20 protein-coding genes and 1 pseudogene are annotated in these 13359 nt (G+C 33.0%); 8 read left to right on the top strand and 13 right to left on the bottom strand.

What is annotated here, in order from left to right:
* Positions 1–10 precede the first annotated feature (10 nt).
* The 7 genes from MUA88_RS03925 to MUA88_RS03895 all read right to left on the bottom strand — a co-directional run bounded on the left by MUA88_RS03925 (position 11) and on the right by MUA88_RS03895 (position 2700).
* Complete coding sequence (locus MUA88_RS03925; protein ID WP_262605807.1) at positions 11–427, bottom strand: single-stranded DNA-binding protein; 417 nt, start codon at positions 425–427, stop codon at positions 11–13.
* Positions 427–1098, bottom strand: coding sequence for an ERF family protein (locus MUA88_RS03920; RefSeq protein WP_262605806.1), 672 nt, complete (start codon positions 1096–1098; stop codon positions 427–429). The genes MUA88_RS03925 and MUA88_RS03920 overlap by 1 nt, the downstream gene beginning before the upstream one ends.
* Positions 1098–1580 (bottom strand): siphovirus Gp157 family protein, encoded by a 483-nt coding sequence (locus MUA88_RS03915; protein ID WP_262605805.1) that lies wholly within the window; start codon positions 1578–1580, stop codon positions 1098–1100. Before MUA88_RS03915 ends, MUA88_RS03920 begins: the two co-directional genes overlap by 1 nt.
* Positions 1581–1850: a DUF1108 family protein gene (locus tag MUA88_RS03910; protein ID WP_262605804.1), complete on the bottom strand. Its 270-nt coding sequence runs from the start codon at positions 1848–1850 to the stop codon at positions 1581–1583. It abuts the gene before it with no gap.
* Between the two features lie 81 nt (positions 1851–1931).
* Entirely contained in the window at positions 1932–2111 is a 180-nt protein-coding gene (locus MUA88_RS03905) for a hypothetical protein (protein ID WP_262605803.1), read from the bottom strand.
* 1 nt (position 2112) lies between these two features.
* A complete protein-coding gene (locus MUA88_RS03900; protein WP_262605802.1) occupies positions 2113–2436 on the bottom strand; it encodes a DUF771 domain-containing protein in 324 nt (107 codons plus the stop codon).
* A gap of 99 nt (positions 2437–2535) precedes the next feature.
* Complete coding sequence (locus MUA88_RS03895; protein WP_346658230.1) at positions 2536–2700, bottom strand: hypothetical protein; 165 nt, start codon at positions 2698–2700, stop codon at positions 2536–2538.
* Positions 2701–2779: 79 nt separating this feature from the next.
* Here MUA88_RS03895 and MUA88_RS03890 point away from each other — a divergent pair, with 79 nt between their 5' ends.
* Entirely contained in the window at positions 2780–3319 is a 540-nt protein-coding gene (locus tag MUA88_RS03890) for a hypothetical protein (protein ID WP_262560540.1), read from the top strand.
* Between the two features lie 57 nt (positions 3320–3376).
* On the opposite strand, the gene MUA88_RS03885 is transcribed toward MUA88_RS03890, so the two are convergent.
* The 3 genes from MUA88_RS03885 to MUA88_RS03875 form a co-directional block, all read right to left on the bottom strand.
* Positions 3377–3583: a hypothetical protein gene (locus tag MUA88_RS03885; protein ID WP_262605801.1), complete on the bottom strand. Its 207-nt coding sequence runs from the start codon at positions 3581–3583 to the stop codon at positions 3377–3379.
* Between the two features lie 88 nt (positions 3584–3671).
* Complete coding sequence (locus tag MUA88_RS03880) at positions 3672–4457, bottom strand: phage antirepressor (RefSeq protein WP_262605800.1); 786 nt, start codon at positions 4455–4457, stop codon at positions 3672–3674.
* Between the two features lie 21 nt (positions 4458–4478).
* Positions 4479–4706, bottom strand: a complete 228-nt coding sequence (locus MUA88_RS03875; protein WP_262605799.1) for a BetR domain protein — start codon at positions 4704–4706, stop codon at positions 4479–4481.
* A gap of 173 nt (positions 4707–4879) precedes the next feature.
* Here MUA88_RS03875 and MUA88_RS03870 point away from each other — a divergent pair, with 173 nt between their 5' ends.
* From MUA88_RS03870 to MUA88_RS03850, 6 genes and pseudogenes are all read left to right on the top strand, one after another.
* A complete protein-coding gene (locus tag MUA88_RS03870) occupies positions 4880–5494 on the top strand; it encodes a LexA family protein (protein ID WP_262605798.1) in 615 nt (204 codons plus the stop codon).
* A gap of 10 nt (positions 5495–5504) precedes the next feature.
* Positions 5505–5672, top strand: a pseudogene (locus MUA88_RS10910) (DNA-binding protein); the annotation flags it as partial.
* Positions 5673–5790: 118 nt separating this feature from the next.
* Positions 5791–6156: a FlgT C-terminal domain-containing protein gene (locus MUA88_RS03865; RefSeq protein WP_262605797.1), complete on the top strand. Its 366-nt coding sequence runs from the start codon at positions 5791–5793 to the stop codon at positions 6154–6156.
* A 52-nt stretch (positions 6157–6208) separates the two neighbouring features.
* On the top strand, positions 6209–7237 hold the full coding sequence (locus tag MUA88_RS03860) for an Abi family protein (RefSeq protein WP_262605796.1): 1029 nt from the start codon (positions 6209–6211) through the stop codon (positions 7235–7237).
* A gap of 353 nt (positions 7238–7590) precedes the next feature.
* The gene (locus MUA88_RS03855) at positions 7591–8244 is read left to right on the top strand and encodes a CPBP family intramembrane glutamic endopeptidase (RefSeq protein ID WP_262604809.1); all 654 of its coding nucleotides are present in this window, start codon (positions 7591–7593) and stop codon (positions 8242–8244) included.
* A gap of 67 nt (positions 8245–8311) precedes the next feature.
* A complete protein-coding gene (locus MUA88_RS03850) occupies positions 8312–9337 on the top strand; it encodes a tyrosine-type recombinase/integrase (RefSeq protein WP_262605795.1) in 1026 nt (341 codons plus the stop codon).
* Between the two features lie 655 nt (positions 9338–9992).
* Here the strand turns inward: MUA88_RS03850 and MUA88_RS03845 are convergent.
* The 3 genes from MUA88_RS03845 to MUA88_RS03835 all read right to left on the bottom strand — a co-directional run bounded on the left by MUA88_RS03845 (position 9993) and on the right by MUA88_RS03835 (position 12004).
* Positions 9993–10100, bottom strand: a complete 108-nt coding sequence (locus MUA88_RS03845) for a putative holin-like toxin (RefSeq protein ID WP_262604807.1) — start codon at positions 10098–10100, stop codon at positions 9993–9995.
* Positions 10101–10642: 542 nt separating this feature from the next.
* Positions 10643–11446, bottom strand: coding sequence for an LPXTG cell wall anchor domain-containing protein (locus MUA88_RS03840; RefSeq protein WP_262604806.1), 804 nt, complete (start codon positions 11444–11446; stop codon positions 10643–10645).
* A gap of 174 nt (positions 11447–11620) precedes the next feature.
* Positions 11621–12004: a hypothetical protein gene (locus tag MUA88_RS03835; protein ID WP_262605794.1), complete on the bottom strand. Its 384-nt coding sequence runs from the start codon at positions 12002–12004 to the stop codon at positions 11621–11623.
* Positions 12005–12171: 167 nt separating this feature from the next.
* On the opposite strand from MUA88_RS03835, the gene MUA88_RS03830 reads away from it, so the two are divergent.
* Positions 12172–13266 (top strand): IS30 family transposase, encoded by a 1095-nt coding sequence (locus MUA88_RS03830; protein WP_481906600.1) that lies wholly within the window; start codon positions 12172–12174, stop codon positions 13264–13266.
* Positions 13267–13359 lie beyond the last annotated feature (93 nt).

Raw genomic sequence — 13359 nt, 5'->3', positions numbered from 1 at the left:
TAATCACGTCCTAGAAAGGTAAATCCGAGAACTCGTCATCACTGTTATCAAAAGGATTATTCTGCGCTTGTCCTTGTTGTTTAGGTTGATTGTTAGATTGGCTATTATTTTTAGGTTCTAAAAATTGCACGCTGTCGCAAACGACTTCAGTTACATAAACACGTCGGCCTTCTTGGTTTTCATAACTGCGTGATTGTAAGCGGCCATCTACACCTGCAAGATTTCCTTTATTTAGATAGTTTTTCACATTTTCTGCTTGCTTACGAAAAACAATACAGTTTATAAAATCTGCTTGTTGTTCTCCGTTTTTATTTTTGTAATTGCGGTTAACTGCCAATGTAAAAGTTGCTACCTCCACGCCTGATTGCGTTGTTCTGAATTCGGGGGCTTTTGTTAATCGTCCTGCTAATACGACTCTATTAATCATTATTCATTCTCCTTTACTTGCTTACTCCAGTTATCTATTTTTTTAATACATGTACTGATTTGACTGTTAGTCAAAGATTGTAAGTCGCTAATACCTAAATTCTGTTGCACGTCTTCTACGCTCACTTGCTTTCCTTGTGATTGCATAAGTTTGCTAAATTTGAGCATTTTTTGTTTTAAGGTTCCAATAGCTTTTGCATCAGGTTTTGTGTACTGTTCACGTTTTTGCTTAGCGTCTGCATCGTCTTCATCTGTTGGGATATTAAAGAATTTCATAAGAAAATATCGTTCAGCATATGTTAAAGCTGTACCGTGCGCTTTAGAAACGTCATCTTGTTGACCTACTGCGTAAAAATGGCATTCCAGCCTATCAGTAGGATTGTCAGCATCAATCCATACGTAAATTAACTGCATTTCAACTACAAATTCTGTTGTTACAACTTCTCTATTTAGTTTTTTGTTATATTTTTTTACTTCAATAGGCTTGTAGTTTTCATTCACTGTTTTAGGAACCAGTAGTAAATTGTGCTCAATCATTTTTGAACGTATTCTGTGTAACACCTGAGATCCACTTACATATGAATAATTGAACCCTTTAGTATCTTTGGTAAAACCTTCAATATTAGCTTTCACGTCTGCTATCTTTTGATATAGGTTTAATTTTTCGGACATTATTTAATCACCAGACTTTCACTTGCTTGTAGTTCGGCTCCTTCCACATCTGCACCAGCTTTAATATCTTCTTTAATCTGTGTTTTATTGAGTTTAGGTGGTTGCGGAATATAGTAAGCCTTGTCGATTAAGCTTTCATTTGTGATAATCACGCTAGGTGCATTCTTACGTTTGTAAATGTGGTTGGTAGGCGTTTTGTACTTCTTCAAACCACGTTGTTCAAGCATAACTTCCAAATAGCTTTTTAAACGGTCTGATAAGTTTGCTTTCTGTTTTTTCATTTTCTGCAAACGTTTGATTTCTGCATCGATTACACCAACGTCCCCATCAACGCTACGTTTTAAGCCGATAATATTGTCGACTTTCTCGTGCGTTTCCGCTTCGATCGAGTCTAATGTATCTTGGATAATTCCAGGTTCTACGTCATCCCACATATCTAAGACTTGTAGGTAACGTTCGTTGATCTCGAATAAATTACTCATCTAAAATCCCCCTCCTTTCATAAAGCGAGCCATGATTTTGTCTAAATCATCAGCGTTATTTTCAATGTAGTTATAAATTGACTGCCCTAAAATTCCATCAACTTGATCAACATAATCACGGTCAGAGATGTCAATGTAATCGATAAGCTCATTACCTAAAGTCTTAATAGCCACTCTAATATTAAAGTCACGTCTAGTGACTTCTTTTCTAAATTTGAAGCCGTCAACTTCGATAGTTGACACATATTTATGTCCCTTTTCAAAATGCATTTGCTTGTTCCTCCTAATTTGATATAATTAGGGCTGAAACTATTTCCAACATTTCAACCCTTGACTGTTTGCTAATTGCTGTTAGCATTCAGTCTTTTTTAATGCATTTAACATGTAATGTGTGCCGTGATAAGTCACTGCACTACTGATTAGTACTGATGCTATCAGTGTGGTAAAATACGCTCCGCCGAATATTAATATGGTCGATAATATGGCGCTTACTGCTACAACCATTGCGTACGCAACTAATTCTTGTCTCATGTTAACCACCTCCTTTCGCCTTGAGTATTTCTTCAAAATTTTCATCAATGAAACGATTCATTTTCCTAGCGTTAAAACGCCAACGATTAAAATTTTCATCAGGGTAATGCACAATGCCTTTTCTCCTCAATTCCTTTTCGAATATTGAGTTTTCTAATAACTTCTTTTTAATTGTGACTTCAGAAGCCATTTTTAGCTTCTTTTTTAAATCATCCATACTCCAAACTGGATCTAGCGTCATCTCTAGTAGCTCGAGATATTCCGATTTTTCTATTAAAACGTGAGATTCAGGGATTGAAACTGAAACTTGTATAGTTTGTGTCATTCAAACACCTTCTTTCTAAAAGTCCTTCATGTAATCCATGTCTTTGCCTAGACCGGTAACTTCCCAATCGTTAGCCGTTAAGTCCTCTGCTGAAGGTTGTCACCTCTGCGCGTAAGTCTTTTTTTCTGGAACAGTGTACAACATTCCGTGATGTACATCGTTTGTAGGTAATAGCTCCCCTCTTAACCCCTTTTCTCTCATGTCTCTTCTATAAATAGCTTTACCTTTCTCCATCGCTAATTTTGTCGCTTCTTGAATGTTCATTGTTTCTCTCTCCTTTTACGTTATTCGTTTTGTTATTTGTTATAATTTATTTATCTCCTGTGAAAGGAGGTGAATAGCTATGGGTGTAATTGCAATTTGTGTATCTATTTTCAGCTTTGTGTTAACTGCTCTGAAATACTATTTGGATTATATGAAGGACACACTTAACATCGAAGTCGTGCCTACTAGAAGCTCTACATATCTTCAAGCTGATAAATCTAGTTATAACGATATGACTTTTGTCAACTTCACAAAATTCCCGATTTCCATAATCGATGTTGAATTTGATATTGAAAACACAATTGGAGAGCGGAAAACTTTTAAAATTGTTCCTTATGAAAATAAAAACTATTCAATGCCATTTACTTTAGGTCCTTACGAAAGCTTAGAATGTAAGTTTTTACTTGATGAATATTCCGTGATATGGCAATGGGATGTAACTATTAGAGTCATAACCAATAAAGGTACTTACACAAAACCTGTTGTTATAGAATCATTGAGAGAATTCCGAGAATCAAACCAATTAGTGACAGAGATAACATCAATAAATAAGGTAAGTGCTCTTTCCAACCCCAAGGGTGGTTTTCTAAAGAAGTTTTTACATCATTTAAAAACTTGAACATTTCAATCCCTACTTTCTGTTTATTAATTCTGATATTTATTTAGACCTTGACGCCTAACCTTTTCGACCTCTTGTTAAATCAAGGGGTCTTTTAGCTTTAGAAATTTCTGTGTTTTGAATGTGATGCAATAATTTACTACTAACTTCTTCAAAAATTCTTATGACCTGTTTGTAAGATAAGTTATACTCATGTATTAGCTGATAGATTTGACGTTCTACTGCACCTTCTGCTAAATCCAAATTGTGTTTATAATTTTTCATGGCTCCTCACTCCTTTTTCTTTAAAATGTTTTGTTGTTATCTTTCATTAAAGCGACTGGGTTTCTTTGTGTGTTGTGTATTTCCTCTTTTATGTTGGTTGTTTTTCAATCACCGGTAGGATGTTGTTGCGTTTCAGTAAGTCATAAATAAACAATCTACCTTTTTGCGTCCATTTAGTTGTAACTTTTGAACGCTCTTCATCTAATGGATAAGTGCTTGTGTGCGTGTATCCATTATCTTGGTACTTTGCATATAGCAACCAAATGTCGCCTTGCTTGTACTGAACGCCTAATTCATGAAGTAATTTGTTTAATCCTCTAGCACTCATTCCATAATCCTTAGCAATTTTAGTTACTGATAATAAAGATTTATTTTGAAGAATTAAGTCATAATAAGTAGCTTTAGGTTGCAACTCTTTCACTTGTTGTTCAGCAACTAGTCGACCTTCACGTTCTTTCTTGAACTCTGTAAGAACGTTGATAATGTAATCTGGATTTTGTAATGTCTGCTCAATTACACTATCTGTTGCGTAGATACCGTGTTTGCGAATGGATGGTAGTACTTCTGAAGTGACCCAACGTTTGAAATTTTTTGCTATCTTTCTAATATTTTTATTTTTACTTTGCTTAGCAGCATCGAAAATCAAACTATATAAACCCGATTCATTTATAATTACCATGTTTCTATTTTGACCTGATGCACTAAGTTGGTGCGTCAGCTTATCCTCATTATCAACGTGGTTCCGAATAGCATTGTCAGTTCTCGCATAACCTAATATTTCGGCAACATCTTTACCTACAAAATATGGTTCCTCGTCTACTGTTAATGTTCTTACTGGTAATTCTTCAAAATTGAAAATTTGTAATTCTTCCATGCTATACCTCCTAAGTGTCTTTTACGACACTAATTCTTCAAAAAAAATATCATTCATTTGCTCCTTAGTTAAATTAAGCACTTTAACGATAGCTTTAATTTCTTTAATATCAAATTCCTGCTCTCCTCTAATCCTACTATAATATGCACTTTTTGAAAGTTTTAGTCCTCGCTTATTTAGCTCCCTTAAAAAATCATTTACATGCATTTCTTTGATAGCCAAAGTAGAATAAAGTTTTGCTTTGTTCATCACTTAACACCTCCTGTGTCTTTTAAGATACTTTAATCTTACACGCTGCAAGTCATAAAGTCAACACTAAAGTGTCTAAAAATACATTTTTATTTTATCTACCTATATAATTGTTGCTTTTATGATACTTTAGTGCTATATTCAATACATACTAATTAGGGGGGGTGTTTGATATGAAACCTGACATCAAAAGTAGACGTAAGGAATTAAATTTAACTCTTGAACAAGTTGGAAATATAGTTGGTGTGGGAAAATCTACTGTTAGAAAATGGGAAACTGGCGATATAGAAAACATGAAGAGAGACAAAATCGTAAAACTAGCGAAAGCTTTAAAAGTTTCCCCGTCCTACATCATGGGGATTGAAAATGAACAACCTAAACTAGATACCCTACCAGTCAAAAAAATTCCTGTTCTCTCTAAAATATCAGCAGGAATGCCTATTTATACAGAGGAAAATTTAATTGATTACATATATTTTGCTACTAAAAACCTCAATTCTAATAAAGAAGAATTCGGTTTGTATGTGTCTGGAGATAGTATGGATAAACTGTTTCAAGAAGGCGATATTGTAGTAGTCGAAAAAGATGCTGTTGTAGAAAATGGTCAGCTCGGCGTTGTAATGATTAACGGGTATAATGCTACTGTAAAACGCGTTAGGTACAATAATGATCAAATTATATTGATACCTGAATCAAACAATCCACAACACTATCCGCAAGTTTACGGTAAAAATGATGAAGTAAAAATAGTTGGTCGTGTCGTGGCAAGTCAAAGACTTTTTAGATAAAAGGAGTGCTTTAAGCGGAGAGTACACAGTAAAGCGTGTTAGATGAACTGAAACGAAGCTGCATTTAGATCCAGTAAGTTATTCAGATGAATTTAAAACAAATTCATTCGATTTAGAATCTGTTGATGAAATAGAAGTAATTGGAAAAGTGATTTATAACTATCAAATATTTGAGTAACCAAAGCGTAGAGCTGGTGGGGAAAGTGATTTTATAACCCCCTCCACTCTGGGGCGAAGGAGTAAGTATAAAATGGGTGCACCACCGTACCTTTATTATTTAGATTGGAGGTTTAAAAATGGGCAAAAGACTAGGTGTAGCTGCAATACTTGATGAATACACAATAATTATAAATGCCGGAAAATTAGACGGTGTTAGCAAAGGTGATTCACTATCTGTCCTTTCAAGTAATATCATTGAAATTAGAGATCCGTTCACGGATGAGGTACTACATGAATTGAAAAGAAGCAAAGCTAGATTGAAAGTAGTTAAAGTATTGGAAAAAGTTTCCTTTTGCAAAGCTAAAGATGACACCAGTTACATTTTCAGTAACATAAACTTCGCTAGTAATCCTCAGAAAAAATTAAGGACAGATTCTACTTCTTTATTGGATGTCCCAACACAAGAACCTATCAAAGTTGGAGACGTAATTAGATTTGACTAAAACAAATACATTATGCTAGTATTTAAACATACGGAAGAGCCCTCACTGATAGTTGGCTAAAGAATTAATATCACAGCGTGATAGCCCCCCTGTATGTTTAAAAGCATACAATGGGGGTTTTTCTTTTGGAGTTGATATCTTGATTGAGTCTAAAACATATTGTGAATTAAAAAGTATTTTACAAAATGAGAAAAATATTAATATTATTTCTGATGAACATTGTATATCGTTGTTAAAAACTTACGGTTACTTTAACTTAATTAACAATTATAAAACTGATTTGACCGAGACACTGAAACACGAAATAGTTTCTATAGATGATCTAGTACACTTAAAAGAATTTGATAACGACCTTCAAAGTTTGGTTTTTAAGAATTTAATAAAAATAGAGACTACCTTAAAGTCTCATTTGTCATACTTAATGGCTACCAAATTTGGTGTGACAGAAAATGAGTATAAAAATCACTTTAGTTATAAAAATCATATCAGTGCTAAAAAAGTTTTTAAAAATATTGAAAATAAAAAGCATATAAACTTCAATAAGCTTCCGGCAAAACATTATAAAGATAAATACAATGACATCCCTCCTTGGGTATATCTAAAGCATATACCTTTAGGAGATACTCTTAATATTTTCAAAGAGTTAAATACTGACGATAAAGCTGAAATAATCAATGAATGGCCTGAATTCCAGCAATTTGCAGTAAAAGATAAAATAGAGATATTCATCGAACTTATTTATTTTTGTAAGGATTTCAGGGACTCTATAGCACACGGCGGTAGATTGTTAAATTATATTAGTGATAAAAAAATAAAGTTTACTTTATTAGAGAAGATGTTAAAACCTTCAATCATGAACAAAAAAGAATTCTCTACTTATTCAGGCGGCTTCTTTTTATTGACTTTAATAATTACCATTTTATTACCTTCTCTCAAAGAGAAAAATAGATTTTCACAAGAATTCAGAAGTTTCTACAACCTATACTTACAGGAAACTGAGAACCACTTCCTTGAAATGTTTCATATGGTGGCTAACTTACCAGAAAACTACGTTATCCGCCTTCAAAACACAATTTGGTGAGCATATCGATGTGGTTTCAGCAATCCAATATTTTATGGTAATGCCTACCTACAATCGTCAATAAAGTCATAAATCTTGTTGGTAAGGTAGTTTTATAGTAACTGATTAAACCGCTTAAAGCGTTTAATAAATAAAAATTAATCTAAGGAGAGTGGCAAATTTTTGAGATAGATATATTTGAGGTTAATATAATGTAACGCCAATATCCCTAGATGATTCGAAAAGGGGCAAATAGGGATATTTCAAACATAAAATATCTTATCTTTTTATGTTATTTATAAAATGTTCTTGCCAACACAGTAATTATTAATGTAATTTAAATATAAACACTAAAACATCTAAGGAGATTGCTTATGAAAAAACTAAAATTATTATTTGAAGATAACCACTTAGTCAACAATGATGTATACTGGAAGGCTGTATTAAAAGCTTTATTTCTCTCTTATATCTTTTATAATGCATTCGCATTAAGTGATTACGTTACAAAAAACTACATATTTGCAATCATTGCAATCATTATAATTATAATAGGAGTGTGGGCTACTAACAGATTAAAATTTAATTTATTGCAATTTAAAACATTAAACAGAAAAGATATATTAATTACTATACTAGGTTTCATTCTATTGTACTCTTTCGATGAAATATTTGAATATTTGAAACCCGGACTATCCCCTAACGACACATTAATTGTTCATGAATTCTCAGGAACACCTTTTATACTACTAATAATTAGTATCGCAATTATTCCTGCGATTGTAGAAGAAATTATTTTAAGAGGATTTCTACTCCGAGTAGTTTTTAGAGGACATTTATTTATAGGGTTAATTATTTCAAGTATTATTTTCGCGTTATTACATGAAGGGAATACTTTTATAGACTATATCCCTTATTTTTATTTTGGTCTTATTGTTGGTATATCTTATCTTATTACTAAAAGATTAGAAGTTGCTATAATTATTCATTTCTTAAATAACTTTATAACTCTTTTTGAATATTTTAACTAATCTAATTGGATACAGGGTACCTTCCACGTACCCTTATTATTTTTTACTTTTTTTGAGGAGGGATAGTATGCAAACACGATGTTATGACGGGAAAAAGTGGCAATATGAGTTTAAATACGAGGGTAAAAGATATCGTAAGAAAGGTTTTAGGACCAAACGTGAGGCTAATTCAGCGGGATTAGATAAGTTAAATGAGTTGAGGCAAGGCATTGAATATGAGCCTAATTTAACACTTTATGACTATTTCAAAACATGGTGCGAAACGTTCAAGAAGTCCACTGTGACACCTAAAACTTATAAGTCTTACGCTTCTGCTATAGAACATATCAATAACCACCCTATCGGAAAGAAAAAATTAAAAGACTTATCTAGGTATCACTACCAAGATTTTATTAATGAATTTTCAAAAACGCATTCTAAAGAATCTATCAGAAAGCTAAACGGCTATATTAGGACATCTTTAGACGATGCTGTTTATGAAGGACTTATAGCAAAGAACCCTACTTTTAAAATAAGTTATCGAGCAAATAACCCCAATAAAAGCGAAGAGAGTAAGTATATCAGTCTGAAAGACTATGAATCGTTAAAACAATATTTAATAACAAAAAACAATGCATCATCACTCGCATTATTCATTATGATTTGTACTGGTTGTCGAATTAGTGGCGCTTTAAATTTAAAACGTGAATATATCAATCAAGTTAAAAATGAAATATATATTGACGAACGTAAAACAGATTCATCTCCACGTTATGTTTCTGTTAGCTCAAAAGATATTCAACATATAGTTAAATCAATTGATCAATTACCTAGAGCAATAGACGGTTCTATATTTGGTCATCTGACAAATAATGCGGTTAACAAACGGTTGAAAATCTATTGTAACAATCTAGGTATGAAAGAAATAACTTCACACGCACTACGTCATACACATTGTTCGTATTTATTAGCAAAAGGTGTTTCAATTCACTACATTTCAAAAAGATTAGGCCATAAGAATATATCAGTAACTACCGAAGTTTATTCACATTTACTTGAAGAGACATACAAAGAAGAAGATGAAAAAGCAATTCAAATAATTAGCGTCATGTGATTTTAGGGACCCATTAGGGACTCTAAACCCTATAAAAGCCATTGTTATAAGCTTTATAGTATCCCTCCCAGGACGTTAATTACCCCATTGAAATTGTTGTTTCAATGGGGTTTTGTTATTTTACGTGTCAAGAAAGAGTCAGTTGACATATCATTAAATCCTCCTCAAATTAATGAGTGGGATTTGGCTACTTATCTTCCAATTGCTTTTGAAAGTTGGGAGGTTTTTCGGCAGTGTTTAAAGTTTTAACACTGATATACCAGTATCTTTATAGAATTGATATTCTAATACATGATTATCTAGTATTTTTGAAGCGCTGCTTATAACATAGTCATTCCTTCTTACATTCTTGCTACTTAAATAATACATGTGTGTTTTCTTCCAACAAACAATAAAATCGTTCAAACATTTGAATCCACTCTATTCACGTGTTTCATCTTAATAAATTTAAACTCTAATCTTTTTATAGTTTTTAATACAGTTTAATAAATATATTAATATAATGTATGCTGTTACATTGTCCTAATCATTTTGATATGCTATATTAAATATATAAAGGGACATGCTGTAACATGTCCCTATGAGCCCGTTAAAAAGACGGTGACTATATTGTAATAAAATAATCATCACAATGTTATCAAAGTTAGAGTGATGGTTATTTTTTTGTAGATAACTTGACAATTGCTATCATTAATCCTATTAAGGAAATGACGAATGTGCCAAATCCTATCATTAGAACTAATGCATCTGCAATAGAAATCATACAGGCTTCTCCTTTTTAAAGATTCGACCTATGACATTCATAGGCATCACCTCCTTATACTCAGATAGCCACCATCCACTTAACTTGCTCTTTTCTATTCTATCACATTTCAATCTACTTTTTTACATAGTTTCTTTTGTTACTAATAAACTTTATTCAATTAATATATTTCTTAATGTTGTCCCAATACTTTTAGTATGCTATATTAAATATATAAAGGGACATGCTGTAACATGCCCCATGAGCCCGTTAAAAAGACGGTGACTTTTTATTTAAGGTTAAAATAACCTTCACTACTCAGTCAAAGTGTAATTGAACCAGAAAAGTTTAACTTTTCTGGTTCATTGCAGTTAATGTGCCGTGTATTTTTACATATCCCATTCTATAATTCATGCCATTTATCCTATCGATGAAACTTATACGCTGACAAGCAGTAACGTAAACTTATGTCGTAGTCATCTATGGTATATTTTTATAAACAACTATCATTTGAATATATTTAAAGAGATCCCAGGTTAGACCTGAGATCTCTTTTGTTTTTCTTACATTGATTTACGACGGAAGACACGTAATGTAATCATACCAGTTAATAATGCAAATAAGCCTGCAAATATGTTTGCTCGCTCTGCTTGACCTGTATTAGGTAATAGCTTTACGTTATCATCATTTTTCGCTGGTGTTGATGTTTTAGTTTCTGATGGCTTCGATTCATTTGGATTTTGTGTTGATGTTGGTTTCGTTTTACTTGGGTTATGGGTTGATGTTACTTTTGGTTCTGTCGGTTTCGTTTCATTTGGGTTTTGTGTTGGTTTTGTTTCACTTGGTTGTGGTGTTACTGAAGGCTTTGTTTCATTTGGGTTTGTTGGTTGAGTAGGATTATTTTCATTTGGTGTTGTCGATGGTGGTTGATGATTCGTTGTTGGTTTTGTCGGTTCATCAATTCTTGTTAAATCTTCCAATGCTTTTTGAGCTGCTTCTTTATTTTTCAAAGCATTTGCAAGTTTTGCCTCTGCTTCTTTTAATGCCTTATTATTACGTTCGACTAAAGCTTTGGCATCACGAATTGCTTTTTCTTTTTCTTCATTACTAGCATCCATTAATTGTCGTTGGTTCTTCAAGTCTTGAATGTTTTTCTCAATATTTGAAATATCTTTCTGATACTGTCCGATTTTAGACTCTAAAGCTGCTTTATCTTTCTTCAATTGATTAAGTTTACGTTTCAAATCAGCTGAATGGTCAACGACTTCTTCTGTAACATATCGGAAAGTAGTTTTAGGTAGAAACTTAACTTTTCTACCATCTATTTTATACTCAACAACACCCTGGCTATTCTCATTCTCTGTCACACTATAATATAATCCTAGGTCATTAGATTGACTATTATACACAACATTATAATAATCATGATCCGTAAAACTTTTATCTTTATCCCCTGCAATACCGATACTTATTTCTCCGTTAGAAGTTAAGAGATTTGAACGATGACCATAACTTTTAAGTAAATTCCCGTATTCTGAAAACTATGACAATGCCATTTTATATGCAATTTCTTTGTCAGAATATGGTGCATCAGACTCCAATATCATGCCTGAAATGTTCTCACTACTCATAAATTCTGGATGAGGCAAATTTGTTATATGATCAAAGTTATCAGCTAATTCTACCGCTCTACCCGCAGAAAAATCTTTAAGCTCTTGTCTATCTGTAAGATGCACTTTACCTGGTAAACCATTAATACGTTTCAATTCATTAATATAGTCCACAAAATATTCTCCAATTTTGTCGATATCTGGAACGTAACGACCTTTTGTGTACTTAATTGTTTCAGTTCGTGGTTCACCATCAAACTGAATATCCTCTACCCATGAATTGGACCAAAAACCTTTCTTATCTTCTTCTTCCATAACTGGATGATTGACGTGAACTTCTGTTTCTTTAACAGTTGGTTTGTAGTTATTAATTTTAGGTGGATTTTATAATCAACTTAGCCACCTTTAGACAAAAAAACGCCACGTGAATTTCATGTTATTATTGAGGCTACCAGACCAAATCAATAAAGGAATGAATTCACATGACGCATACTTATTCTAACATGACAAACCATAAAGGAACACACTTAAGTTATGAAGAACGTGTTCAAATAGAAACACTTAAAAATTTAGGTTTTTCAAATCGTGCAATAGCGCGTGAATTAGGACGTGCACCTCAAACAATCAATAACGAAATTCATCGAGGAACAACACGTCAAATTAAACGACAAAAACAACAACATAAAGTCTATGAATATGAGACGCAAATTTATTTTTCTTCACTAGGTCAACAACGTTATCGACAAAACAGACAACAATGTGGTGCTCAGCCCTTATGGAAGAAGAACCCATTATTTATGCCATGGGCAGATCACCTCATGAAAAAGAAACGCTGGTCACCTGAAGCAGTCGTGGCATATGCTCACAAGGAACAATGTTTTGAAAGAGAAGAAATCCCTTCAACAACGACAGTATATGCTTGGATAGATCAACAAATCATGGAAACTAAGAATATTGATCTACTAGAAAAATTAAAAAGACGTCACTCTACTCAGAATAGCTACCATAATCATCCACACAGTCGAGTGCTCGGTCCAAGTATTGAGACACGTCCTAGTGAAATTGAATCACGTCAGTCTTTTGGTCACTGGGAAATAGATACCGTAATAGGAACTAAAGACAAGTCAAAGCCAGTTATCTTAACACTTGTTGAGAGACAAACGCGTTTTGAAATACTAGAAATAATAGAAAGTAAAAGTGCTGATGCGGTGTCTCACGCATTGAAAAACTTATTTGACTCCTTAGGCGAAAAAGCACCAAAAATCTTTAAATCTATCACATCTGACAATGGTTCAGAATTTGCATTGCTGTATGAAGAATTTGGCCATATGATAGAAATATACTTCACACATCCATTCTCATCATATGAACGTGGGACAAGTGAAAACCAACATAAAATGATTCGTCGTTTTATTCCAAAAGCACATGATTTATCCAATGTTCAAAAACGCTTCATAAAAGCCATACAACAATATATGAATGACTATCCTAGAAAGACTTTAAATTACAACACAGCTCATCATCAAATGACAGAATGTTTAAAGCACCTCAATCTGTATGGATCTTTCCAAAGCTAAAGTCTTAGCTTTGGTTACCTGTTGAGTATTAATTGATTAAAACCAATCAATCCTCAACAGGTTCGAATACGGTTAACCCTTGTGTACACCTCA

It is taken from the genome of Staphylococcus sp. IVB6240 (assembly GCF_025558425.1).
In the GTDB taxonomy this organism is placed as follows: domain Bacteria; phylum Bacillota; class Bacilli; order Staphylococcales; family Staphylococcaceae; genus Staphylococcus.
The sequence above is the reverse complement of the archived record's forward strand: the minus strand, read 5'-3'. Positions and strand labels throughout refer to the sequence as shown.

Coding starts and splice junctions, on each gene's coding strand:
- MUA88_RS03845 (WP_262604807.1), bottom strand. CDS start 10,100: ATGATTTCTATTGCAGATGCATTAGTTCTAATGATAGGATTTGGCACA.
- MUA88_RS03895 (WP_346658230.1), bottom strand. CDS start 2,700: ATGAACATTCAAGAAGCGACAAAATTAGCGATGGAGAAAGGTAAAGCT.
- MUA88_RS03865 (WP_262605797.1), top strand. CDS start 5,791: ATGGGCAAAAGACTAGGTGTAGCTGCAATACTTGATGAATACACAATA.
- MUA88_RS03910 (WP_262605804.1), bottom strand. CDS start 1,850: ATGCATTTTGAAAAGGGACATAAATATGTGTCAACTATCGAAGTTGAC.
- MUA88_RS03835 (WP_262605794.1), bottom strand. CDS start 12,004: ATGGAAGAAGAAGATAAGAAAGGTTTTTGGTCCAATTCATGGGTAGAG.
- MUA88_RS03920 (WP_262605806.1), bottom strand. CDS start 1,098: ATGTCCGAAAAATTAAACCTATATCAAAAGATAGCAGACGTGAAAGCT.
- MUA88_RS03880 (WP_262605800.1), bottom strand. CDS start 4,457: ATGGAAGAATTACAAATTTTCAATTTTGAAGAATTACCAGTAAGAACA.
- MUA88_RS03870 (WP_262605798.1), top strand. CDS start 4,880: ATGAAACCTGACATCAAAAGTAGACGTAAGGAATTAAATTTAACTCTT.
- MUA88_RS03890 (WP_262560540.1), top strand. CDS start 2,780: ATGGGTGTAATTGCAATTTGTGTATCTATTTTCAGCTTTGTGTTAACT.
- MUA88_RS03900 (WP_262605802.1), bottom strand. CDS start 2,436: ATGACACAAACTATACAAGTTTCAGTTTCAATCCCTGAATCTCACGTT.
- MUA88_RS03855 (WP_262604809.1), top strand. CDS start 7,591: ATGAAAAAACTAAAATTATTATTTGAAGATAACCACTTAGTCAACAAT.
- MUA88_RS03830 (WP_481906600.1), top strand. CDS start 12,172: ATGACGCATACTTATTCTAACATGACAAACCATAAAGGAACACACTTA.
- MUA88_RS03875 (WP_262605799.1), bottom strand. CDS start 4,706: ATGAACAAAGCAAAACTTTATTCTACTTTGGCTATCAAAGAAATGCAT.
- MUA88_RS03925 (WP_262605807.1), bottom strand. CDS start 427: ATGATTAATAGAGTCGTATTAGCAGGACGATTAACAAAAGCCCCCGAA.
- MUA88_RS03905 (WP_262605803.1), bottom strand. CDS start 2,111: ATGAGACAAGAATTAGTTGCGTACGCAATGGTTGTAGCAGTAAGCGCC.
- MUA88_RS03850 (WP_262605795.1), top strand. CDS start 8,312: ATGCAAACACGATGTTATGACGGGAAAAAGTGGCAATATGAGTTTAAA.
- MUA88_RS03915 (WP_262605805.1), bottom strand. CDS start 1,580: ATGAGTAATTTATTCGAGATCAACGAACGTTACCTACAAGTCTTAGAT.
- MUA88_RS03885 (WP_262605801.1), bottom strand. CDS start 3,583: ATGAAAAATTATAAACACAATTTGGATTTAGCAGAAGGTGCAGTAGAA.